Source organism: Roseomonas elaeocarpi, from assembly GCF_042433915.1.
GTDB classification, from domain to species: Bacteria; Pseudomonadota; Alphaproteobacteria; order Acetobacterales; family Acetobacteraceae; genus Roseomonas; species Roseomonas elaeocarpi.
In genome coordinates this window covers 126748-146568 of record NZ_JBHLUN010000009.1, presented here as the reverse complement: position 1 = coordinate 146568, position 19821 = coordinate 126748, and the positions used below count along the sequence as shown (strand labels likewise).

Here is a 19821-nt window from a genome sequence, read left to right as displayed (position 1 = left end):
AACGGATGGTTCGGCAACTGGTTCAAACCGCTCGTTCAGCGGACTGAGAATGAACGGAACTCCACCTGCCCAGGTGGCGGAATTGGTAGACGCGCTGGCTTCAGGTGCCAGTGATCGCAAGGTCGTGAAGGTTCGAGTCCTTTCCTGGGCACCATGCCCGTCCCTGCCCGCAGCTTTCCCTCTCCACCTCGGCTGAATACCGTTCGCCCGCCACCCGTGCCGGGCGCAGGGGCACCAGAGCCATGGGAAGCAGCACCCTCTTCATGCCGAGCAGCACCGTCCACCTCCACCGGCACGACCTGCCGCCCGACCTCAAGCTCGGTCCGATGGTGGCGGTGGACACCGAGACGATGGGCCTCAACCCGCATCGCGACCGGCTCTGCCTCGTGCAGCTCTCCGCCGGCGACGGCGTGGCGCATTGCGTGCAGATCGTGCCGGAAACCTTGGGCGGCCGCGGCGCCGACTGCCCGAACCTGAAGCAGCTGCTCAGCGACCCGGCGACGGTGAAGCTGTTCCACTTCGCCCGCTTCGACGTGGCCATCCTGCGCAAGAGCCTGGGCGTCACGGTCGCGCCGGTCCGCTGCACCAAGATCGCGTCCAAGCTGGTGCGGACCTTCACCGACCGCCATGGGTTGAAGGAATTGTGCCGGGAACTCCTGGGTGTGGACATCAGCAAGCAGCAGCAGAGCAGCGACTGGGGCGCGGCCGAGCTGACCACGGAGCAGCTGCAATACGCCGCCTCCGACGTGCTGCACCTTCACGCCCTCTGGGCCCGGCTGGAAGCGCTGCTGGTGCGCGAGGGACGGCTGGAGCTGGCGGAACACTGCTTCCGCTTCCTGCCCGCGCGCGGCGAACTCGACCTCCTGGGCTACGTCGAGCCGGACATCTTTTCCCACTAGATCCGGCGCATGGGGCACGGCGCCGCCATGGCACGGTTCTTGATACAATCCGCCGTTCGAGGCGCGTTGACCGGATCGGGGCGCCACCCCATAACGGCACGGTGAACGCCCCTTTTCACGATCCGGACCTCGCCGCGGGCCGCCGCGTGCTGGAGATCGAGGCAGCGGGCCTTTCCGCCATGGCCTCGTCGCTCGATGGCAGCTTCGCGGCCGCCGTGCTGCTGCTGTCGCGCGCCACCGGCCGCGTGGTGGTGTCGGGCATGGGCAAGTCGGGCCACGTCGCTCGCAAGGTCGCGGCCACCTTCGCCTCCACCGGCACGCCCGCGCAGTTCGTCCACCCTGGCGAGGCCTCGCACGGCGACCTCGGCATGATCGTGGCGGGCGACGCGGTGCTGGCCATCTCCAACAGCGGCGAAACGAGTGAGTTGTCGGACCTGGTGGCGCATACCCGCCGCTTCGCCCTGCCGCTGATCTCGATCTCAGGACGTGCCGGCAGCACCCTGGCACGCGCCGCCGACGTGTCGCTGGTGCTGCCCGACGTGCCGGAAGCCTGCCCGCACGGGCTGGCGCCCACCACCTCCACCACGCTGCAACTGGCCCTCGGTGACGCGCTGGCCGTGGCGCTGCTGGAACGCCGCGGCTTCACCGCCGCCGATTTCCGCGTCTTCCATCCCGGCGGCAAGCTCGGCGTCCAGCTGCAGCGGGTGCGCGACCTGATGCATGCCGGCGAGGCCGTGCCGATCGGCGCGCCGGAGATGCGGATGGATGCGGCGCTGGTGCTGATGACGGCCAAGCGCCTGGGCTGCCTCGGCGTGGTGTCGGAGAACCGCCTCGTCGGCATCATCACCGATGGCGACCTGCGCCGCGCCATGGATGCCGGCACCGCCGATCTCCTGTCCCGCCCGGCCGCGGCGGTGATGACGCAGCACCCGCTGACCATCGGACCCGACGCGCTGGCGGCCGAGGCGCTGCGGATCATGAACGAGCGCTCGATCACCACCCTGTTCGTGGTGGATGCGGCGGGCGCCCCGGTGGGACTGCTGCACGTCCACGACCTCCTGCGGGCCGGCGTGGCATGAGCGGCGCGCGCCAGCCGCGGCCGGACCGCCCTTCCCCGGCTGCAGCGCCCGTCGGGCGGACGGATTTCGTCGCGCGCGACGCGGTGCGCGACATCCCCGTGCCCTCCCGCGCCCGCCGGAGCTATTCGCGCGGCGCCATGCTGCGGCGGCGCTGGACGGTGCGGCTGGCGAAGTTCCTGCTGCCGCTGGGCGCGCTGGCGCTGCTGGCGGCGATCGCCTTCTGGCCGGAGCTGCAGCGCAACGAGGACCAGGCGCGCGTCGCCTTCCGGCGGATGAGCCAGAACGTCGCCGACGCGGTTCGCGTGGTCGCCCCCCGCTACCAGGGCGTCGACGACGAGAACCGCCCCTACAACGTGACCGCCGACAGCGCGACGCAGGCGGGCCAGGACGCGCCCATCGCGCTGGAAAAGCCCAAGGCCGACCTGATGCTCTCGGGCAACGAGTGGGTCTACCTTGAGAGCGACAGCGGCCTCTACGACAAGACCAGGGATATGCTCGACCTGCGGGGCAATGTGACGATCTTCCACGACAACGGCATGACCTTCCGCACCGAGGTCGCGCATGTGCAGATGAAGGAAGGCCGCGCCGAAGGCGACAGGCCCGTGGCCGCCCAGGGCTCCTTCGGCACCATCACCGGCGACGGCTTCCGCATCGAGGATCGCGGGCAGGACGTGTTCTTCACCGGCAATACCCACGCCATGCTGGAAGGCAGCCGCTGATGCCCCGCCTCACCCTCGCCGCGCTGCTGGCCGGCACGGCACTCGCGGCCGCCCTGCCCCTCGCCGCGCCCGCGCTGGCGCAGCCGGTGGACATGACCGGCGGCGGGCCGGTCGAGGTCACCTCCACCAACGGCATCGAGTGGCGCCAGAACGAGCAGGTGGTGATCGCCACCGGCAATGCCCGGGCCGTGCGCGACGGCGTGACGCTGCAGGCCGCGCGCCTGATCGCCCGCTACCGCAACAAGGCGGGCGGTGCCGCGCCGGCCGGCCAGCCGGCCTCCGCCCAGCCTGCGCCGGCGCAGCCGGCCGCCGACACCGGCGCGACCCCGCTCTCGGGCGGCGAGATCTGGCGCCTCGAGGCCGAGGGCAACGTCCATATCGACACCGACACCGACCATGCCCAGGGCGACCGCGCCGTGTACGACATGGACCAGGCGGTAATGGTGCTGACCGGGCGCAACCTGAAGCTCACCACCACCGACGACACCATCGTGGCGCGCGACAGCCTGGAATACTGGCCGCAGAAGCGCATGGCCGTGGCGCGCGGCGCCGCCAGCGCCGTGACCAGCGACAACCGTCGCATCGCCGGCGACACGCTGGTGGGCTACTTCCTGGAACAGGCGGCAACCCCGCAGCCCCCGGCACGCCCCGCCGCGGCCCGCCCGAACCAGCCGCCGCCCCGCCGCGTGCCGGGCGAAGGCTCCAAGCTCGACCGCGTGGAGGTCTTCGGCAACGTCGAGATCCGCACCGAGCAGGAGGTCGTGCGCGGCGATCGCGGCATCTACAGCCCCGTCACCGGCACCGCGCGCCTGCTGGGCAGCGTCCGCATCACCCGCGGGCAAAACCAGCTGAACGGCTCCGAGGCCATCGTGGACATGCGCTCCGGCGTGGCGCGTCTGGTCTCGGCCCCCGGCACCCGCGTCCAGGGCCTCGTGGTGCCGGGCAGCAACCAGCCGCCGGCGGGCAACGCCGCGCCCGCGAACCGCAACGGAGCCCCGGCACGATGAGCGTTTCCACCGCCGACCGGCTGGCCTCCGCCCAGGGTGACACCCGGACCGGCCTCGTCGCCCGCGGGCTGGGCAAGCGCTACAAGAAGCGACCCGTGGTGCGCGGCGTGTCGCTGAACCTCCGGCGCGGAGAGGCCGTGGGGCTGCTGGGGCCCAACGGCGCCGGCAAGACCACGACCTTCTACATGATGACCGGCCTCGTCCGCCCGGATGAGGGCCAGGTGTTCCTTGACGGCCACGACGTGACGATGCTGCCGATGTACCGGCGCGCGCGCCTGGGCCTGGGCTACCTGCCGCAGGAAGCCTCGATCTTCCGCGGCCTGTCGGTGGAGGACAACATCCGCGCGGCGCTGGAGGTCGTGGAACCCAAGCGCGAGCGGCGCGAGGAAATGCTGGACGGGCTGCTGAGCGAGTTCGGCATCGCCCACCTGCGCCGCGCCCCGGCCCTGGCGCTGTCGGGCGGTGAGCGCCGGCGCTGCGAGATCGCCCGCGCCCTGGCCACGCATCCGGACTACATCCTGCTCGACGAGCCGCTGGCCGGCATCGACCCCATCGCGGTGGGCGAGATCCGCGACCTGGTGAAGCACCTGAAGAACCGCGAGATCGGCGTGCTGATCACCGACCACAACGTGCGCGAAACGCTCGAGATCATCGACCGCGCCTACATCCTCCACGACGGGCAGGTCCTGATGGAAGGCAGCCCGCAGGACATCGTGGGGAATGAGGACGTGCGCCGCGTGTATCTCGGGGAAAGCTTCACGCTCTAGCGCATGAGCTTCTCCCTCGGGCCAAGGCTGGATCTGCGTCAATCCCAGTCGCTGGTGATGACGCCGCAGCTGCGGCAGGCCATCAAGCTGCTGCAGTCCTCGAACCTCGAGGTCGTGGCCTTCGTCGAGGAAGAGCTGGAGCGCAACCCGCTGCTGGAGCGGGAAGAGAACGACGCCCCCGCCGAGCCGCCCCCGGACGAGCGGCACCTGGGCGACACCCCCGCCCCGCGCGAGGAAACGCCGCTCGACCTCCACGACACGCAGAACCTGTACGAGGCGACGGAAGCGCCGGCCGGCGGCCGCGCCGGCGGCTCCGGCTTCGAGGAGGATGATCGCGGCATCGACGAGCTGGCGCGCGAGCGCCCCCGTTCGCTGCGCGACGAGCTGGCCGAGCAGGCGCGGCTGGCCTTCGGTGACCCGGGCGAGCGGCTGATCGCGGGCCAGATGATCGCGATGATCGACGCCGCCGGCCGCCTGCCGGTGACCGACGCCGCGATCGCCGCGGCCCTGGGTTGTGCCGAGGCGATGGTGGCCGGGGTGCGCCGCCGGATGCAGCGCTTCGAGCCGGTGGGCCTGTTCTGCCGCGACCTCGCGGAATGCCTGGCGGTGCAGCTGGCCGAGAAGAACCGGCTCGACCCCGCCATGCAGGCGCTGCTCGACAATCTCGACCTCCTGGCCCGGCGCGACCTGCCGGCGCTGCTGCGGCTGTGCGGCGTGGACATCGCCGACCTGACCGACATGATCGCCGAGATCCGGCGCCTCGACCCGAAGCCCGGCGCCTCCTTCGACGACACGCCCGCAGCGACGCTGGTGCCCGACGTGCTGATGCGACGCGCGCCCGACGGCAGCTGGCTGCTGGAACTGAACCCGGAAACGCTGCCGCGCGTGCTGGTGAACCGCGGCTTCCACGCCACCGCCCACGTCGCCGCCCGCACGCGCGAGGAGAAGGCCTTCCTGGCCGAGAAGCTGCAGAGCGCCAACTGGCTGGTGAAATCGCTGGAACAGCGCGCCAGCACCATCCTCAAGGTGTCGGCCGAGATCGTCCGCCGTCAGGACGGCTTCTTCCAGCACGGCATCGCGCACCTGCGCCCGCTGATCCTGCGCGACGTGGCCGAGGCTGTGGAGATGCACGAGAGCACCGTGTCGCGCGTCACCGCCAACAAGTACATCGCCACGCCACGCGGCACCTTCGAGCTGAAGTTCTTCTTCACCACGGCGATCGCGGGCACCTCGGGCGAAACCTTTTCGGCCGAAGCCATCCGTCATCGCATCCGCGGCATGGTGGATGCGGAACGTCCGGATGACATCCTGTCAGATGACGCAATCGTGGAGGTTTTGCGTCAGGAAGGGGTGGACATCGCCCGCCGCACGGTGGCCAAATACCGGGACGCGCTGCGCATCCCCAGTTCAGTGCAGCGCAAGCGGGAAAAGGCCGCTCCGGTCTTCTAGACTGGTGAAACTTGGACCGGAGGGGAACCTTTCCGCACCTGAGGCAGAAAGGAGCTTCACTCCAAGATGCATATCATGGTTGCTGGGAAGCAGGTCGAAACGGGTGACGCCCTGAAGGTCTACGTGGCCGACGGGCTGGAAACCATGGCGCGCAAGTATTTCGACGACGCGCTCGAAGCCAACGTCACCTTTCATCGCAGTCGCGGGTTGTTCGGCTGCGACATCAATCTTCATGCGGGACGCGGGGTGAGTTACCGCGCCGAGGGCGAGGGCGAGGATGCCCACCGCGCCTTCCAGGACGCCGTCACCCATGTCGCCAAGCAGCTTCGCCGCCATCGCCGGCGGATCAACGAGCACGCGCGCTGCGAGGCCGGCGTCCGCAAGCCGGACGTGGCGGATGCGGGCGAGATCGGCCTGGTGGAGCTGCCAGCCCTCCGCATGTAAAAAAACGGGCCGGGGCCTCCTGCTGGGAGGAGGCCCCTAACCCGCCCTGTCGCATTGCCCTGCGGCGCGAAGCCTTGCGCACCCCACCTCAGTGGAGGGAAACGGGCTCCATGTCATTCTGGATGATCGCCGCCTTGGCCAGGTCCGCCGAAGGCGCGGCGCCGATCGGCGTGCCGTCGGCCGAGTGGATGGCCACCGCCTGCACGCCGTCCACCAGGACCGGACGGAGATAGGCCATCTGTTCCAGCCCGAAGCTGGCCCAGTCGGCATCGGAGAGCGGCGCCAGCATGGTCGGCTGCGGCTGCATGTCATGGTTCATCGGGCAGCACTCCCGGGGCGCCCCCGCATCGCGGCAAGACAGCCCCTTCCTTCTGTGGCCTCCTTCCCGAACGCCAGGATCGGCGCCGGGTTCGGCCTAACTGTTTGAAAAAAGGTTGGCGACGAGTTCAGTCGCCGGAATCCACCGGCTCAGCCTCGCCACTGGGCAGCGGCCGGCCCAATCCGTTGATGCGGATGGTACGGACGCGAACCTCCGGCTGCGGCCGGCGAAGGTCGACGTGCAGCAGCCCATTGTCGAGCCAGGCGCCCTCGACCTCGATCCCCTCGGCCAGCACGAAGGCGCGCTGGAACTGACGGGCGGCGATGCCGCGGTGGATGAAGACGCGCCCCTCGACCTCGTCCTTCTGCCGGCCGCGGATCACCAGCTGGTTGTCTTCCTGGGTGATCTGAAGGTCGTCCATCGAGAAGCCGGCGACGGCCAGCGTGATCCGCAGCCGGTCGGCGGCGGTCTGCTCGATGTTGTAGGGCGGGTATCCCTCGGCGTTCTTCTGCACCCGGTCGAGCATCTGCTCGAGGTGGTCGAAGCCGAGAAACAGCGGCGAGCCGAAAACGGACGAACGTGACACGATCCCTGGTGCCTCCTCGTGCATGAGCGAGACGCGCAGCCGGCCCGAAGCACCGCGCTGCGACCGGCAATGTCGTGTGGCGGCGGCCTCGTTGCAAGCCCGGTGCCCCACGCCGCAACGGGTCGGCGCAACAGCGTCTATAGAGTGCTCCCGCAGTGCATTGCGCAGGCCCCGCCCGGTCGCTAGATGCGGCGCATCATGGCGGATGCCCCTCCTCTCCCGATCCTGCTGCTTCCCGACGCGCGGCTGCGCCTCAAGGCGCGCCCCGTGGCGGAAGGCGACGCGGACGCCGTGCGCGCGCTGGCGCCGCGCATGCTGGCGGCGATGTACGCGGCGCCCGGCATCGGCCTCGCCGCGCCGCAGGTCGGTGAGTCGCTGCGCCTGATCACCGTGGACCTGCAGCCGGAGGAGCGGCGCGAGCCCTTCGTGATGGTGAATCCGGAGATCGTGGAGGCCAGCCGCGAGATCGCGCAGCGCGAGGAAGGCTGCCTGTCCATCCCCGACCAGTACGCGGAGGTGCAGCGGCCCGCCACGGTGAAGGTGCGCTGGCGCGACCTCGACGGCACGCGGCGGGAGATGGTGGCCGACGAGCTCATGGCCACCTGCGTCCAGCACGAGATCGACCACCTCGACGGCGTGCTGTTCATCGACCACCTGAGCCCGCTCAAGCGCAACATGCTGCTGCGGCGCTACAACAAGGACCAGCGGCTCAAGGCGCTGGAAGGCTGATGGCCCCCGCGCCGGCAGCGCTGCGCCTCGCCTTCATGGGCAGCCCCGACTTCGCCGTGCCCGCCCTGCGGGCGCTGGTGGAGGCCGGGCACGAGGTCGCTGCCGTGTACTGCCAGCCGCCGCGTCCGGCCGGGCGTGGCCAGCGCGAAACCCCCTGCCCCGTCCACCGCGCGGCGCTGGAACTCGGTTTGCCGGTGCGCACGCCGGCGCGCGTGCGGCGCGACGCGGCGGAGCACGCCGCGTTCCGCGCGCTGGATCTCGACGCCGCAGTGGTGGCGGCCTACGGCCTGATCCTGCCGCCCGAGATGCTGGAAGCGCCGCGCCGCGGCTGCCTGAACATCCACGCCTCGCTGCTGCCCCGCTGGCGGGGCGCCGCGCCGATTCACGCCGCCCTGCTGGCCGGCGACCGGGAAACCGGCATCACGACCATGCAGATGGACGAGGGGCTGGACACCGGTGCCGCCCTGCTGCGCGAGGCGACGCCCATCGGCCCGCACGACACCACCGCCACGCTGCACGACCGCTTGGCCGAGATCGGCGCGCGGCTGATCCTGCGCACCCTGGCCGAAGCCCCGCCTCCTGTGCCGCAGCCGGCGGAGGGCGCCACCTACGCGCCCAAGCTCAGCAAGGCCGACGCCGCGCTGGACTGGACGCAGCCCGCCGAGGCGATCGAGCGCCGGGTGCGGGCGATGAATCCCTGGCCCGGCACGCAGTTCCGCGTGGGCGAGGAGGTGGTGCGGGTGCTTGCCGCCGAAGTCGCGGAGCCGGCGCCTGACGCTGCGCTGCCCGGGACGGTGCTGGATAACAGCCCGCGCGTGGCCTGCGGCAACGGCACGGCGCTGCGCCTCCTGCGCCTCCAGCGCCAGGGCCGCGGGCCGCTGGAGGCCGCCGCCTTCCTGCGCGGCTTCGCGCTGCCGGTCGGGACGGTGCTTTCTTGATCGCTCGGTCGGACAGGCCGGGCTGATGCCGTTCTACGCCCTGCAGATCGAGTATGACGGCGCGCCTTATGCCGGCTGGCAGCGCCAGGAGAACGCCCCCAGCATCCAGCAGCTGATCGAGGAGGCCGCGGCGCCGCTGAACGGCGGCCAGCCCGCCGCCACGGTCGCCGCCGGGCGCACGGATGCCGGCGTGCACGCCGTGGGCCAGGTGGCGCGGATCGAGATCGCCCTGGACCTGCCGCCCGAGCGGGTGCGCGAGGCGATCAACGCCCGCACCCGCCCCCATCCCGTCGCCGTGGTGGCCGCGGCCCGCGCCCCGGAAGGTTGGAACGCGCGCTTCTCCGCCACCAGGCGCGGCTACCGTTACCGCATCCTCGACCGGCCGGCGCGCCCGGCCCTGGACCTCGGCCGGGTCTGGCACCTGCCCCGCCGCCTCGACGCGGCGGCGATGCACGCGGCCGCACAAGGGCTGCTGGGCCGGCACGACTTTTCCGCCTTTCGCGCCAGCGCCTGCCAGGCCAAGGACGCGCTCCGCACCCTCGACCGCCTCGATGTATTCCGTGACGGTGACGAAATAATAATTCTGGCTGAGGCGAGGTCCTTTCTTCATCATCAGGTCCGCAACATGGTGGGCACACTGGCCGAGGTCGGATCAGGTCGTCGTTCCGTCTCGTGGCCGGCAGAGGTGCTGGCGAGGTGTGAACGTCGCCTGGCTGGCCAGACCGCGCCCGCCGAGGGACTATGTTTCACCTTTGTCAGCTACGATGCGCCGCTCGAATGGGGTTAGGCCCTTGTGCCGTGTCGTCTGATCCTCAATGAGGCATGACCATGGCCGACATGATGACCGCTGATCCGACTCGAGAGCATGCCGAGGCCGCGGAAGCGCGCGGCGACTTCGCCGAGGCCGCCGCTCTCTGGTCGAGGCTGGCGGCCGCCTCGCCCGACAGCGCCGATCTTCAGTACCGCCTCGGCAATGCGCTGCGGGTGGCGGGGGACCAGCAGGGGGCCATCACCGCGCTGGAGCGCGCCGTGTCGCTGGGCTACGGCCCGCCCTGGGCGCACATGGCGCTGGGTCACATGGCAACCGGTGCCGGGCGCAACCTGATGGCCCTGACGCATTTCCGCGCCGCCTCGGCGATCGACCCGAACTACCTGGAGCCCCGCTTCATGCAGGCCTTCAGCGCCAAGGAAGCGGAATGGTTCGACCTCGCCCGCAGGCTGTTCCGGGCGCTGCCGGCCGAACTGCCGGCCTGGTGGGACAGCACGCGCCACCAGGCCTACGTCCATCACGATCGCTCCCTCGAGGTCGCCCGGCGGCTGCTGCGGCAGCGTCGCACGGGCGGCGCCTTCGGCACGCCGGAAATGCTGCACCTGTCGGAAAAGCTGATCGAGCTCGGCAGGCTGCGGCGCGCGGAGCGGCTGCTGGAGAAGGTCACCCCGAGCCATCCCCGCCGCACCATGCTGCTGCTCCGTCTGGTGCTGCGCCGCGACGGCGCCGCCGCCGCGGCCGAGATGGCCCGTGCCGTTCCCGGCGAGCTCGTCAGGCAGCCCGACGTGGCGGTGCAGGCGGCGCGGAACTGCCTCGAGGCGAACCAGCTCGATCAGGCCATCGCCCTGCTGGAAGCCGTGCCGCCGGAACAGCAGAACGGGGCCACCCGCGTGGTCCTCAGCAACATCCTGCTGACGGGCAGCCGGGCGGAGCAGCTGCGCGACATGACGCGACGCTGGGTCGCCGCCATGCCCGAGGTCACCGAGCCGCACCGCTACCTCCTGTCGGCGGAGCGCCTGGCCGGGCGCCTGCCGCTGCTGCAGGAAAGCGGCGAGCCGATCACCGACCTGCCGCCGATCCCGCTGATCCAGTACTGGCACGACGGCAAGGTGCCCGAGGACGTGGCGCAGCTCATGGCGGGGTGGCGGGAGAACAATCCCGGCGTGCAGCACCGCGTTTACAGCGAGGAAACGGCCCGCGACTTCCTCCGGAACCGCTTCGGGGCCGACGCCATCACCTGCTTCGAGCGCTCCACCCACGCCGCCATGCAGGCCGACCTGTTCCGGCTGTACTTCCTGGTGGCCGAGGGCGGTATCTACGTGGATGCGGACGAGGTCAGCCAGCGCCCGCTCGACCCCGTTCGGGCGGCGCTGCGCGAAGCGGAGCTGGTGCTGGCCCTGGCTGATGGCGTGCCGACCTATGCCAACAACTTCTTCTTCGTGGCGCGGCCGAACTCCACCGTGCTGACCCGGGCGCTGGAGGATGCGCAAAGCCGCCTGCTGGGCGATCCCAATCGCAAGCCGGCCATCTGGGACGTCACCGGGCCCGGCTGCATCACCCGGGCGCTCGGCAACGCGTTGCTGGCGATCGAGGACCCGGCGGAAGCACGCCGTCTCGCGGTCGCGCTGACGCTGAAGCACTACCGCTCCTTCTCGCTGACCGAGGACAATCTCGGCTACAAGAAGCGGCCCGAAGGGAACTGGCGCCTGGCCTGATCCGTCGCGGGCGCCCGGCCTGCCGTGGGCGCCCAGGCGAGGCGTCCGCGGGGCAGGCCGGGCTCCGCGGAGCGCGGGACCTCCGCCGCACTGCCTTGAGGCCGTGTTGCCGGACCACGCCGTCGTCGCCCGCCATTCATCTCGGAATGCTTACCGGAACGCGGCCGCGTCAGCGCCGTCAGTGTCCCGACAGCAGTTCCACGAAGCCCGTCAGGAACAGGCTGATCGCCACGTCGAGCGCCACGAAGCCGACGGCGCGGCCGCCCGGCAGGCCCAGCGCCTCGCGCGCCACGAACCATTCGAGCCAGAGCGTGTAGCCCGCCGTGACGATGCCGAGCCAGCTGCCCACGAGGCCCGTGGGCACCGGCAGGATCAGCACCAGCAGCAGGTACTGCACCACGTTGCACCAGTTCCAGGCGGCGATGAAGCGCGGCCAGCGCTGGAGCACGCCCAGGCGCTCCGCCGTCCAGCGCGAGGCCAGGGCGTAGCCGGCCCAGGAGGCGGCATAGGCCGACAGGTCGGCCACCAGCGAGGCGAGGTCGGGCGAGCTGTCCGACGAAAGGAGGCGCAGGCCGAGAAAGGCCGGCAGGCAGAGCGCCGCGGCCCAGAAGGAGCGCGCCACGCCCTCCGGCGACAGCGCCGCCAGCAGCAGCCCTTCCGCCCGGCCGCGCGCCAGCAGGAAGGCGCCGTGCAGCCCGGCCGAGATCTGCAGCCGCAGCGGCGGAATTTGCGCCGGGTCGTTCAGCCCAGGCACTCCCGGATGATGGCGTCGTAGGTGCGGGCCAGGGCACGCAGCTCCTCCACCGGGGTACACTCGTCCACCTTGTGCATGGTGGTGCCCACCGCGCCGAACTCCGCCACCGGGCAATGATGCGTGATGAAACGCGCGTCCGAGGTGCCGCCGCCGGTGTCGAGCTGCGGCTCCTGCCCGGTGGTGGTGGCGACGGCGCGGCGGATCGCCTCCACGAAGGGCCCTGGCTGCGTCAGGAAGCTTTCGCCCGAGCACGAGAAGCGCGTCTCGTGGCGCGGCGCCTCGGCCTCCAGCGCCGCGCGGATGCTGGCCTCCAGGCTCGCCGCGGTGTGGAGGTTGTTGAAGCGGATGTTCAGCGTGGCCCGCGCCTCGGCCGGCACGACGTTGGTGGCGGGGTTGCCCACGTCGAAGGTGGTGACCTGGAGCGAGGAGGCCTCGAACCACTCGCTGCCCCGGTCCAGCGGCGCGGCCGTCAGCCGGTGCAGCACGCGCACGAGGCGGTGCACCGGGTTGTCGGCGCGCTGCGGATAGGCGACGTGCCCCTGCGTGCCCTGAACCGTCAGGTAAGCGGTCAGGCTGCCGCGGCGGCCGATCTTGACCGTGTCGCCCAGCACCGCCTTGGAGGTCGGCTCGCCCACCAGGCACATGTCCGGGGTGTGGCCGTTGGCCGCCATCCAGTCGAGGACGCGCACCGTGCCGTCATGGGCGTCGCCTTCCTCGTCGCCGGTGACCAGGAAGGAGAGCGAGCCGCGTCCCTGCGGCCGGTGCGCCGCCGCGATCATGGCTGCCAGCCCGCCCTTCATGTCGGTGGCGCCGCGGCCGAACAGCGTGCCGTTCTCCACCGTGGCCGCGAAGGGATCGTGCCGCCAGCCCTCGTAGCCGCCATCGGCGCGCGCGGCACCAGGCGGCACCACGTCGGTATGGCCGGCGAGGCAGAGATGCGGCCCCCCTTCGCCGCGGCGGGCGAAGAGGTTCTCGGTCTCGTTGAAGCGCAGCCGGGTGCAGTGGAAGCCCAGCGGCCCGAGGATGCTCTCGATCACCGCCAGCGCGCCGTCATCGGCAGGCGTGACGGAACGGCAGCGGATCAGCGCCTGCGCGATCGGCAGCGGGTCGGCGACGAGGCCGTGCACGGGGGCACCCGACGCGATGGCATCGGAGGCATCCATCCGGGGTTCTGCTGGGGCTTCCATGCTGGTCGGGCTCAGTCGCGCAGCAGCTCGTTGATCGAGGTCTTGGAGCGCGTCTGCGCGTCCACGCGCTTCACGATCACGGCGCAGTAGAGGCTCGGCCCCGGCGTGCCGTCCGGAAGCGGCTTGCCGGGCAGCGAGCCCGGCACCACCACGGAGAAGGGCGGCACATGGCCCACGAAGATCTCGCCGGTGGCGCGGTCGATGATCTTGGTGGAGGCGCCGAGGAAGACGCCCATGGAGAGCACCGAGCCCTCGCCCACGATCACGCCCTCGGCCACCTCGGAGCGCGCGCCCACGAAGCAGTTGTCGCCGATCACCACCGGGTTGGCCTGCAGCGGCTCCAGCACGCCGCCGATGCCGGCACCGCCGGAGATGTGGCAGTTCTTGCCGATCTGGGCGCAGGACCCGATCGTGGCCCAGGTGTCCACCATCGTGTTCTCATCCACGTAGGCGCCGAGGTTCACGAAGGAGGGCATCAGCACCACGCCCTTGCCGATAAAGGCGGAGCGGCGGACCACGGCGCCCGGCACCGCGCGGAAGCCGGCCTCGCGGAAGCGGTTCTCGCCCCAGTCCCGGAACTTCAGCGGCACCTTGTCGTAGGCGCCCAGGCCGACCTCCATGGGGGCGCTATCTTCCAGGCGGAAAGACAGCAGCACCGCCTGCTTCAGCCACTGGTTGACGCGCCAGCCGCCCTGCCCGTCCGGCTCCGCCACGCGGGCCCGGCCAGCGTCGAGCAGTTCCAGCGCGGTTTCCACCGCCTCGCGGTCCGCACCCTGCGTCCCGGGGGAAAGCTCGGCCCGGCGGTCCCAAAGGGCCTCGATGGTCTGTTGCAGCGCCGTGAGTTCCATGGCCGGTCCGTGTTCCGCGAATTTCGCCGGTCGAGGGCAAGGTGGGGGAGGCGCGCAGGGCCGACACCCGCCGGCAGATCCGGCGGAACCCGCGCCCGGCCCCTGTCGCGCGGGCGCCCCGGCCTGTCAACGGCGCGGAGGAGCGGCGCGGGGCAACGGCGCGGCCGCACCGCCGGCGGCCAGTGCGGGGATGGCGGGCAGGCCACCCTTCGCCTTACCATCTTACTATCTTACCATCTTACTTCCTTACTTTCCTGCCACAGGCGAGGTGCCGGCGCGATGTTCTGGATCGGGGGCGGCACCGTGCCGCGCAGCAGCGGCCGCGTGCCGCGCGGGGCGGCCAGCCTGCACTACGAGAGCGTGGGCGAAGGCCCGGCGGTGATCTTCGCGCACGGCATGGGCGGCAGCCACATGAGCTGGTGGCAGCAGGTGCCGGCGCTGGCGGAGCGCTTCCGCTGCGTCACCTTCGCCCATCGCGGCTTCCACCCCTCCACCGACCCCGACGGGCTGGGCCCCGACGGCTTCGCCGAGGACCTGCTGGCGCTGCTCGATCACCTCGGGATCGAGCAGGCGGCGCTGGTGGGGCAGTCCATGGGCGGCTGGAGCTGCCTCGAGGTGGCGCTGCGCTGGCCGGAGCGGGTGCGGGCGCTGGTGATGTCGGCGACCTCGGGCACGATCGACCACGCCACCGCCACCGGCCGCTCCGACTGGGACAACCAGGCGGTGGTGACGCGACAGGCGCTGCTCGGGCGCGGCATCCACCCCGCGATGGGCGAGCGCGCGGCGCGGGAACAGCCGGCGCTGCACCTGCTCTACCGGCAGATCGACGAGGCCTCGGCGGTGCGCGACAAGGAGGCGCTGCGACGGCGCCTCGCCGCCGGCCGGCTGCGCCACGCCGACGCGGTACGGCAGCTGCGGATGCCGGTGCTCTTCGTGGCGGGCGCCGAGGACGTGGTGTTCCCGCCCGCCGCCGCGCTGGCGCTGGCGGAACGCTGCGGCGCCCGGGTCGAGATCGTGCCGGAATGCGGCCACTCGCCCTATTTCGAGCGGGCCGAGCTGTTCAACCGCATGCTGGCGGGTTTCCTCGCTTGAGCGGGGCCGCGGGCCGGGTGGTGGCGCTCAGCCGGTCCGGCGAGCACCGCTTCAGCAAGGCGCCAACCGACTCGGTGCGGCTGCTGGAAGGGCTCGGCGTCGAGGGCGACGCGCACCTGGGCACCACGGTGCAGCACCTGTCGCGCGTGGCGGTGGATCCCACCCAGCCGAACCTCCGCCAGGTTCACCTGATCCACCGGCAACTGCTGGAGGAACTGCTGGAGCAGGGCTTCGCGCTCCGACCGGGCGACCTCGGCGAGAACGTGCTGACCGAGGGGCTCGACCTGCTGGGGATGCCGGTGGGCACGCGCCTCGCGCTGGGCGAGGCGGAGGTGGAGCTGACCGGTCTGCGCAACCCCTGCGCCCAGATCGAGCGGTTCCGCCCGGGGCTGCTGGCACGGGTGCTGGGGCGCGACGCGCGGGGCCGGGTGGTGCGCAAGGCCGGCGTCATGGCGGTGGTGCGACGCGGCGGGATGGTGCGGCGTGGCGACGCGGTGGTGACGCAGCTGCCGCCCCTGCCCCACCATCCGCTGGAACGGGTCTGAGGGCGGTTGGTTATAGGAATTTAAACCTTTAAGTGGCGGCGGGTCAAGCCCGGACTCAGCCGTTCAGGAACAGGTGCTCCACCAGGATCTTGCTGCCGAGGCCGACCAGGAACAGGCCGCCCAGCCCTTCGGCCCAGCGCCCGCAACGGCCGCCGACATGGCGGCCCACCACCATGCCGACCATGGCCATGGCGCAGGTCGCGAGGCCGATCGCCCCCGCCACCACCGCGATGTTCACATCGAGGAAGACCAGCGACACGCCCACCGCCATGGCGTCGAGGCTGGTGCCGACGGCGGTGGCCAGCAGCACGCCCAACCCGTGGCGGCGCGGCCTCGCCGCCTCGGTGTCCGCCTTGGGGCGCAGGGCGCCGAGCACCATGCGGCCGCCGATCACCGCCAGCAGCGCGAAGGCGATCCAGTGGTCCACCGCCGCGATCACGGCGCTGGCGGCGAAGCCGGCGAGCCAGCCCAGGAGCGGCGTGATGGCTTCCACCGTTCCGAAGACCACGCCGGTGCGGAACACCTCGCGCCAGCGGGGCCGGTCCAGCGCGGCGCCTTTGGCCAGCGAGGCCGCGAAAGCGTCGGCCGACATGCTCAGCGACAGCAGCGCGATGGCGATGGGCGACATGGAGGAAACATCCCGGCTGAAACGGCAGAGCCGCCGCCTTAGCGGGATGTTCTCAATGAATCAACAGCTGAACAGCTGTTTGATTGTTTGTTCCGACCTTCAGCGCTTGATCAGCGTGCCGGGCCCGGCATCGGTGAACAGCTCCGCCAGCACGGCGTGCGGCACGCGGCCGTCCAGGATCACGGCGCCCTCGACGCCCTGTTCCACCGCCTCGATGCAGGTTTCGACCTTGGGGATCATGCCGCCGGAGATCATGCCGCTGGCGATGCCCTCGCGCACCTCGGCCACCGTCATCTCGGGGATGAGGTTCTTGTTGCCGTCCAGCACGCCGGGCACGTCGGTCAGCATCAGCAGCCGCGCGGCCTTGAGCGCGCCGGCGATGGCGCCGGCCGCGGTGTCGGCGTTGATGTTGAGGGTCTGGCCGGTGCTGTCGACGCCCACCGGCGCTACCACCGGCACGATGTCGGCGCCGATCAGCAGCTGCAGCACCTTGGTGTCCACGCGCTCGGGTTCGCCCACGAAGCCCAGGTCGATCTCGCGCTCCTCGCCGGTCTGCGGGTCGCGCAGGCGGCGCAGCGCCCGGCGCGCGGTGATCAGGTTGCCGTCCTTGCCGCTGATGCCGACCGCGATGGCGCCGGCGCGGGTGATGGCCTCGGCCACCTGCTTATTGACGGAGCCGGCGAGCACCATCTCGACGATGTCCACCGTGCGCTCGTCGGTGACGCGCAGGCCCTGGATAAAGGTGGACTGCACGTCGAGCTGCTTGAGCATGGCGTTGATCTGCGGGCCGCCGCCATGGACCACCACCGGGTTCACGCCGACCTGTTCCAGCAGCGCGATGTCGCAGCCGAAGCGGAAGGCGGTGTCTTCCTCGCCCATCGCGTGGCCGCCGTACTTCACCACCACGATCTGGTCGTCGTAGCGCTTCAGGAAAGGCAGGGCGCCGGAGAGCAGCGCGATGTTGTCGCGGGGGGTGTCGGACATGACGGGCGCTCCGATCAGCTTTGGCGGCACGGCCGGAGGGGACCGGGCGCGCCCCTCGCCCTTTGCGGGCAGGGCGGGGATGGGTCAAGGGGGCGGCGTTCCCGAGGGTGCGGCGGGCTGGGCCGGCGGCGGCGAACACGAGAAGGGGCTTCGTCCCACACGGCCGGCCTCGTCCCGGAGGACAGCCCCGGACGACAGCCCCGGACGACAGCAGCAGCGGAGTGCCGCGCTCCCGGAACCGGAAAGGTCACGAAGCTGTCCATGATCCTTCACCCGCACCGCCTCGGTTCCGTGCCGTAACGTCACCGAACTGCCCCACCATTGCGGTGTGCGGGAAGCGTGGCGAGCGGGGGCGAGGTGGGCGTCAGGAACTTCCTGATCGAAGGCGTGTCGGGGACGGGCAAGACATCGGTCGCCACCGAGCTGCAGCGGCGCGGCTTCCACGCCATCCACGGCGACCGCGAACTGGCCTACCGGGGCGATCCCCTGACGGGGACGCCGCTGGAGGGCCCGATGCCGGACGATCCGGCGGTGGATTTCGCGCACCGGCACCACCTCTGGGACCTTGGCAAGGTCCGCGCCCTCTTGGGTGACCGGACGCGGCCGGTGTCGTTCTTCTGCGGCGGCTCGCGGAACGTCGGCCGCTTCGTGGAGCTGTTCGACGGGGTCTTCGTTCTCGAGGTCGACGCGGCGACGCTGAGGCAGCGGCTGTCCGGCAGGCCCCGGGACGAGTTCGGCGGCGGGGCGGCGGAGCAGCTGTTCATCCTGCACCTGCATGCGACGCGGGAAGACGTCCCCCGCGATGCGACGGTGATCGACGCCACCGCACCGCTCCGCTCGGTGGTGGACGAGATCCTGCGGCGGTGCGGGGAGGTTGCGGCGGACCGGTCGGGCTAGTCGCGTTCGCCCGTGGTGGCCGGTGTTGGGGGCGGGTCTGGCCTGGGGCCGCTGCGACGAAGGGAAGTGCCTGGTCCGGCGGCCGGCGTGCCGGTCAGGTCGGCGACACGCTCCCCGACGCGGCCTCCAGGCCCGCCGCTTCCCTGAGCCGGGCGCCGCCGCGCGGGGATGCGGGGCGCGGCGTCTCCGCGCGCGCGGGCTGTGCCTGCTCCTCCCCGGCCGGCGATGCCGGGGCACGCGACCGCGCCCCGAAGCGCAGGCGGGGCCGGCCGTCCATCGCCGGCTGCTCCACCGCCAGGTGCGCGACCCAGGCGAGCGGCAGCGCCACCGAGATCGACAGCACGGCGATCAGCGCGATCCGTTCCGCCGGGCCGGTCAGCGCGGCGGCCGCCACCACCGGCCCCGCGATCGCCGCGCCCAGCGGGTGAAGAAGGTAGAACGGGTAGCTGATGCGGCCGAGCAGCACGAGCGGGGCGCGCCGCAGCACCGCCGGGTTCAGCGCGCCGGCACTGCCCAGCAGGGCGACGGCGCCCGCCATCTCGGCCAGGCGCCCGGCGCCGGAGCGGCCGAGGAACAGGTTGCCGCAGCACAGCAGCAGCAGGCCGAGCCACAGCGTCGCGGGGCGCCACAGCCGTCGCGGCATCGCGTCGATCAGGGCGCCGAGCAGGAAGGCCGGAAAGAACAGGGCGAAGTTCCAGCCACGAAAGAACACGGCCACCGAGCCCAGCGCCAGTAGCGCCAGCAGCGCCCCGCCGGGGCGGCCGCGCACCAGCCGGTGCAGCACGAAGAGCGCCAGCGAGCAGACCAGCTCCACCTGCAGCGTCCAGGTCACGCCCAGCAGGTCCGTGCGGAGCAGCAGGATGTTCTCCACCAGGGTCGCCACGCTGGCACCTTTCAGCAGCGCCACCGGGATGCTGGCCACCAGCACCGTGGGCAGGAGCCGGTACAGGCGGCCCGCGACGTAGTCCGGCAGTTCCCGCGTGAAGCGCAGCGCGGGTGGCGCGGCGTCGCCGCGTTGCCGCGCCAGCGAGCGGTCGAAGGAGCGCCAAAGCACGTGGCCGCTGAGCACGAAGAACAGCGTCACCGCGGCGTCGCTGGGAAAAACGAGGTAGAGCAGCCGGCCCAGCAGCGCCGTGCCGTCGAGATGTGGCAGGTCGCGCCAGGTCGCGGCCCAGGCGGCAAGGCCGGTCACCGCGAGGTTGCTGTGCCCCAGCGCCACGGCCAGGGCGGCCAGTCCGCGAAGGCTGTCCAGCGCGTGATTTCTCGCCGCCACCCGCGACACTCCCCCTGCCTCGGGGCGTTTCTAGGAAAGTTCTCGGCGCTGTGAAACAGAGGAGGCGTGAGGATGCCGTCATTGTCCGGAGTGGGTGAACAAGCCTTCCGGCATGCGCCCGATTTTCGCGATGTTGCGGCGCACCAAGTCTGGAGCCTCAGTCGGCCGTCCCTTGCCGGGCCTGGCCGCGATC

At 71.5% G+C, this 19821-nt stretch carries 22 protein-coding genes and 1 tRNA gene; 15 read left to right on the top strand and 8 right to left on the bottom strand.

The window, feature by feature from the left end; genetic code table 11:
* Nucleotides 1–67: 67 nt before the first annotated feature.
* The 8 genes from ACFFGY_RS14345 (at nucleotide 68) to hpf (ending at nucleotide 6364) form a co-directional block, all read left to right on the top strand.
* A tRNA-Leu gene (locus ACFFGY_RS14345) sits at nucleotides 68–154 on the top strand.
* Nucleotides 155–242: 88 nt separating this feature from the next.
* A complete protein-coding gene (locus tag ACFFGY_RS14340) occupies nucleotides 243–899 on the top strand; it encodes a ribonuclease D (protein ID WP_377045177.1) in 657 nt (218 codons plus the stop codon).
* 101 nt (nucleotides 900–1000) lie between these two features.
* Nucleotides 1001–1978, top strand: coding sequence for a KpsF/GutQ family sugar-phosphate isomerase (locus ACFFGY_RS14335; RefSeq protein ID WP_377045176.1), 978 nt, complete (start codon nucleotides 1001–1003; stop codon nucleotides 1976–1978).
* Complete coding sequence (gene lptC, locus ACFFGY_RS14330; protein WP_377045175.1) at nucleotides 1975–2697, top strand: LPS export ABC transporter periplasmic protein LptC; 723 nt, start codon at nucleotides 1975–1977, stop codon at nucleotides 2695–2697. The genes ACFFGY_RS14335 and lptC overlap by 4 nt, the downstream gene beginning before the upstream one ends.
* The gene (locus ACFFGY_RS14325) at nucleotides 2697–3704 is read left to right on the top strand and encodes an LptA/OstA family protein (protein ID WP_377045174.1); all 1008 of its coding nucleotides are present in this window, start codon (nucleotides 2697–2699) and stop codon (nucleotides 3702–3704) included. Before lptC ends, ACFFGY_RS14325 begins: the two co-directional genes overlap by 1 nt.
* Nucleotides 3701–4471: an LPS export ABC transporter ATP-binding protein gene (lptB, locus tag ACFFGY_RS14320; RefSeq protein WP_377045173.1), complete on the top strand. Its 771-nt coding sequence runs from the start codon at nucleotides 3701–3703 to the stop codon at nucleotides 4469–4471. The genes ACFFGY_RS14325 and lptB overlap by 4 nt, the downstream gene beginning before the upstream one ends.
* 3 nt (nucleotides 4472–4474) lie before the next feature.
* Nucleotides 4475–5920: an RNA polymerase factor sigma-54 gene (rpoN, locus tag ACFFGY_RS14315; RefSeq protein ID WP_377045172.1), complete on the top strand. Its 1446-nt coding sequence runs from the start codon at nucleotides 4475–4477 to the stop codon at nucleotides 5918–5920.
* Between the two features lie 66 nt (nucleotides 5921–5986).
* Entirely contained in the window at nucleotides 5987–6364 is a 378-nt protein-coding gene (gene hpf, locus ACFFGY_RS14310; RefSeq protein WP_377045171.1) for a ribosome hibernation-promoting factor, HPF/YfiA family, read from the top strand.
* Between the two features lie 88 nt (nucleotides 6365–6452).
* On the opposite strand, the gene ACFFGY_RS14305 is transcribed toward hpf, so the two are convergent.
* Complete coding sequence (locus tag ACFFGY_RS14305; protein ID WP_377045170.1) at nucleotides 6453–6683, bottom strand: DUF1150 family protein; 231 nt, start codon at nucleotides 6681–6683, stop codon at nucleotides 6453–6455.
* 127 nt (nucleotides 6684–6810) lie between these two features.
* Entirely contained in the window at nucleotides 6811–7293 is a 483-nt protein-coding gene (locus ACFFGY_RS14300) for an Hsp20 family protein (protein WP_377045169.1), read from the bottom strand.
* 174 nt (nucleotides 7294–7467) lie between these two features.
* Between ACFFGY_RS14300 and def the strand changes: the two genes are divergently transcribed.
* The 4 genes from def to ACFFGY_RS14280 are packed head-to-tail and all read left to right on the top strand — an operon-like array spanning nucleotide 7468 to nucleotide 11420.
* On the top strand, nucleotides 7468–7998 hold the full coding sequence (gene def, locus ACFFGY_RS14295) for a peptide deformylase (protein WP_377045168.1): 531 nt from the start codon (nucleotides 7468–7470) through the stop codon (nucleotides 7996–7998).
* Nucleotides 7999–8018: 20 nt separating this feature from the next.
* Entirely contained in the window at nucleotides 8019–8936 is a 918-nt protein-coding gene (fmt, locus tag ACFFGY_RS14290; RefSeq protein ID WP_377045243.1) for a methionyl-tRNA formyltransferase, read from the top strand.
* A gap of 25 nt (nucleotides 8937–8961) precedes the next feature.
* Nucleotides 8962–9723, top strand: coding sequence for a tRNA pseudouridine(38-40) synthase TruA (truA, locus tag ACFFGY_RS14285; RefSeq protein ID WP_377045167.1), 762 nt, complete (start codon nucleotides 8962–8964; stop codon nucleotides 9721–9723).
* Between the two features lie 41 nt (nucleotides 9724–9764).
* The gene (locus ACFFGY_RS14280; RefSeq protein WP_377045166.1) at nucleotides 9765–11420 is read left to right on the top strand and encodes a glycosyltransferase; all 1656 of its coding nucleotides are present in this window, start codon (nucleotides 9765–9767) and stop codon (nucleotides 11418–11420) included.
* Between the two features lie 178 nt (nucleotides 11421–11598).
* Here the strand turns inward: ACFFGY_RS14280 and ACFFGY_RS14275 are convergent, their stop codons facing one another.
* From ACFFGY_RS14275 to dapD, 3 genes are read right to left on the bottom strand one after another with little or no spacing between them, the layout of a single operon-like run.
* A complete protein-coding gene (locus ACFFGY_RS14275; protein WP_377045165.1) occupies nucleotides 11599–12174 on the bottom strand; it encodes a hypothetical protein in 576 nt (191 codons plus the stop codon).
* Complete coding sequence (gene dapE, locus ACFFGY_RS14270) at nucleotides 12162–13337, bottom strand: succinyl-diaminopimelate desuccinylase (RefSeq protein WP_377045164.1); 1176 nt, start codon at nucleotides 13335–13337, stop codon at nucleotides 12162–12164. The genes ACFFGY_RS14275 and dapE overlap by 13 nt, the downstream gene beginning before the upstream one ends.
* A gap of 35 nt (nucleotides 13338–13372) precedes the next feature.
* The gene (gene dapD / locus ACFFGY_RS14265; protein ID WP_377045163.1) at nucleotides 13373–14209 is read right to left on the bottom strand and encodes a 2,3,4,5-tetrahydropyridine-2,6-dicarboxylate N-succinyltransferase; all 837 of its coding nucleotides are present in this window, start codon (nucleotides 14207–14209) and stop codon (nucleotides 13373–13375) included.
* A gap of 279 nt (nucleotides 14210–14488) precedes the next feature.
* Here dapD and ACFFGY_RS14260 point away from each other — a divergent pair, with 279 nt between their 5' ends.
* Nucleotides 14489–15301: an alpha/beta fold hydrolase gene (locus ACFFGY_RS14260; RefSeq protein ID WP_377045162.1), complete on the top strand. Its 813-nt coding sequence runs from the start codon at nucleotides 14489–14491 to the stop codon at nucleotides 15299–15301.
* Nucleotides 15298–15846 (top strand): MOSC domain-containing protein, encoded by a 549-nt coding sequence (locus ACFFGY_RS14255; protein WP_377045161.1) that lies wholly within the window; start codon nucleotides 15298–15300, stop codon nucleotides 15844–15846. The genes ACFFGY_RS14260 and ACFFGY_RS14255 overlap by 4 nt, the downstream gene beginning before the upstream one ends.
* Nucleotides 15847–15901: 55 nt before the next feature.
* On the opposite strand, the gene ACFFGY_RS14250 is transcribed toward ACFFGY_RS14255, so the two are convergent.
* The gene (locus tag ACFFGY_RS14250; RefSeq protein ID WP_377045160.1) at nucleotides 15902–16474 is read right to left on the bottom strand and encodes a manganese efflux pump MntP; all 573 of its coding nucleotides are present in this window, start codon (nucleotides 16472–16474) and stop codon (nucleotides 15902–15904) included.
* A 99-nt stretch (nucleotides 16475–16573) separates the two neighbouring features.
* Nucleotides 16574–17458, bottom strand: coding sequence for an acetylglutamate kinase (gene argB, locus ACFFGY_RS14245; RefSeq protein WP_377045159.1), 885 nt, complete (start codon nucleotides 17456–17458; stop codon nucleotides 16574–16576).
* 339 nt (nucleotides 17459–17797) lie between these two features.
* Here argB and ACFFGY_RS14240 point away from each other — a divergent pair, with 339 nt between their 5' ends.
* On the top strand, nucleotides 17798–18355 hold the full coding sequence (locus tag ACFFGY_RS14240) for a DEAD/DEAH box helicase family protein (RefSeq protein WP_377045158.1): 558 nt from the start codon (nucleotides 17798–17800) through the stop codon (nucleotides 18353–18355).
* A gap of 94 nt (nucleotides 18356–18449) precedes the next feature.
* Here the strand turns inward: ACFFGY_RS14240 and ACFFGY_RS14235 are convergent, their stop codons facing one another.
* Complete coding sequence (locus ACFFGY_RS14235; protein WP_377045157.1) at nucleotides 18450–19628, bottom strand: acyltransferase family protein; 1179 nt, start codon at nucleotides 19626–19628, stop codon at nucleotides 18450–18452.
* Nucleotides 19629–19821 lie beyond the last annotated feature (193 nt).

Bases quoted from the DNA above. Each gene is read 5' to 3' on its own strand.
- ACFFGY_RS14280 (WP_377045166.1), top strand. From the start codon at position 9,765: ATGGCCGACATGATGACCGCTGATCCGACTCGAGAGCATGCCGAGGCC.
- ACFFGY_RS14305 (WP_377045170.1), bottom strand. From the start codon at position 6,683: ATGAACCATGACATGCAGCCGCAGCCGACCATGCTGGCGCCGCTCTCC.
- dapD (WP_377045163.1), bottom strand. From the start codon at position 14,209: ATGGAACTCACGGCGCTGCAACAGACCATCGAGGCCCTTTGGGACCGC.
- ACFFGY_RS14325 (WP_377045174.1), top strand. From the start codon at position 2,697: ATGCCCCGCCTCACCCTCGCCGCGCTGCTGGCCGGCACGGCACTCGCG.
- ACFFGY_RS14260 (WP_377045162.1), top strand. From the start codon at position 14,489: ATGTTCTGGATCGGGGGCGGCACCGTGCCGCGCAGCAGCGGCCGCGTG.
- lptC (WP_377045175.1), top strand. From the start codon at position 1,975: ATGAGCGGCGCGCGCCAGCCGCGGCCGGACCGCCCTTCCCCGGCTGCA.
- lptB (WP_377045173.1), top strand. From the start codon at position 3,701: ATGAGCGTTTCCACCGCCGACCGGCTGGCCTCCGCCCAGGGTGACACC.
- argB (WP_377045159.1), bottom strand. From the start codon at position 17,458: ATGTCCGACACCCCCCGCGACAACATCGCGCTGCTCTCCGGCGCCCTG.
- ACFFGY_RS14340 (WP_377045177.1), top strand. From the start codon at position 243: ATGGGAAGCAGCACCCTCTTCATGCCGAGCAGCACCGTCCACCTCCAC.
- ACFFGY_RS14250 (WP_377045160.1), bottom strand. From the start codon at position 16,474: ATGTCGCCCATCGCCATCGCGCTGCTGTCGCTGAGCATGTCGGCCGAC.
- dapE (WP_377045164.1), bottom strand. From the start codon at position 13,337: ATGGATGCCTCCGATGCCATCGCGTCGGGTGCCCCCGTGCACGGCCTC.
- hpf (WP_377045171.1), top strand. From the start codon at position 5,987: ATGCATATCATGGTTGCTGGGAAGCAGGTCGAAACGGGTGACGCCCTG.
- def (WP_377045168.1), top strand. From the start codon at position 7,468: ATGGCGGATGCCCCTCCTCTCCCGATCCTGCTGCTTCCCGACGCGCGG.
- truA (WP_377045167.1), top strand. From the start codon at position 8,962: ATGCCGTTCTACGCCCTGCAGATCGAGTATGACGGCGCGCCTTATGCC.
- ACFFGY_RS14300 (WP_377045169.1), bottom strand. From the start codon at position 7,293: ATGCACGAGGAGGCACCAGGGATCGTGTCACGTTCGTCCGTTTTCGGC.
- rpoN (WP_377045172.1), top strand. From the start codon at position 4,475: ATGAGCTTCTCCCTCGGGCCAAGGCTGGATCTGCGTCAATCCCAGTCG.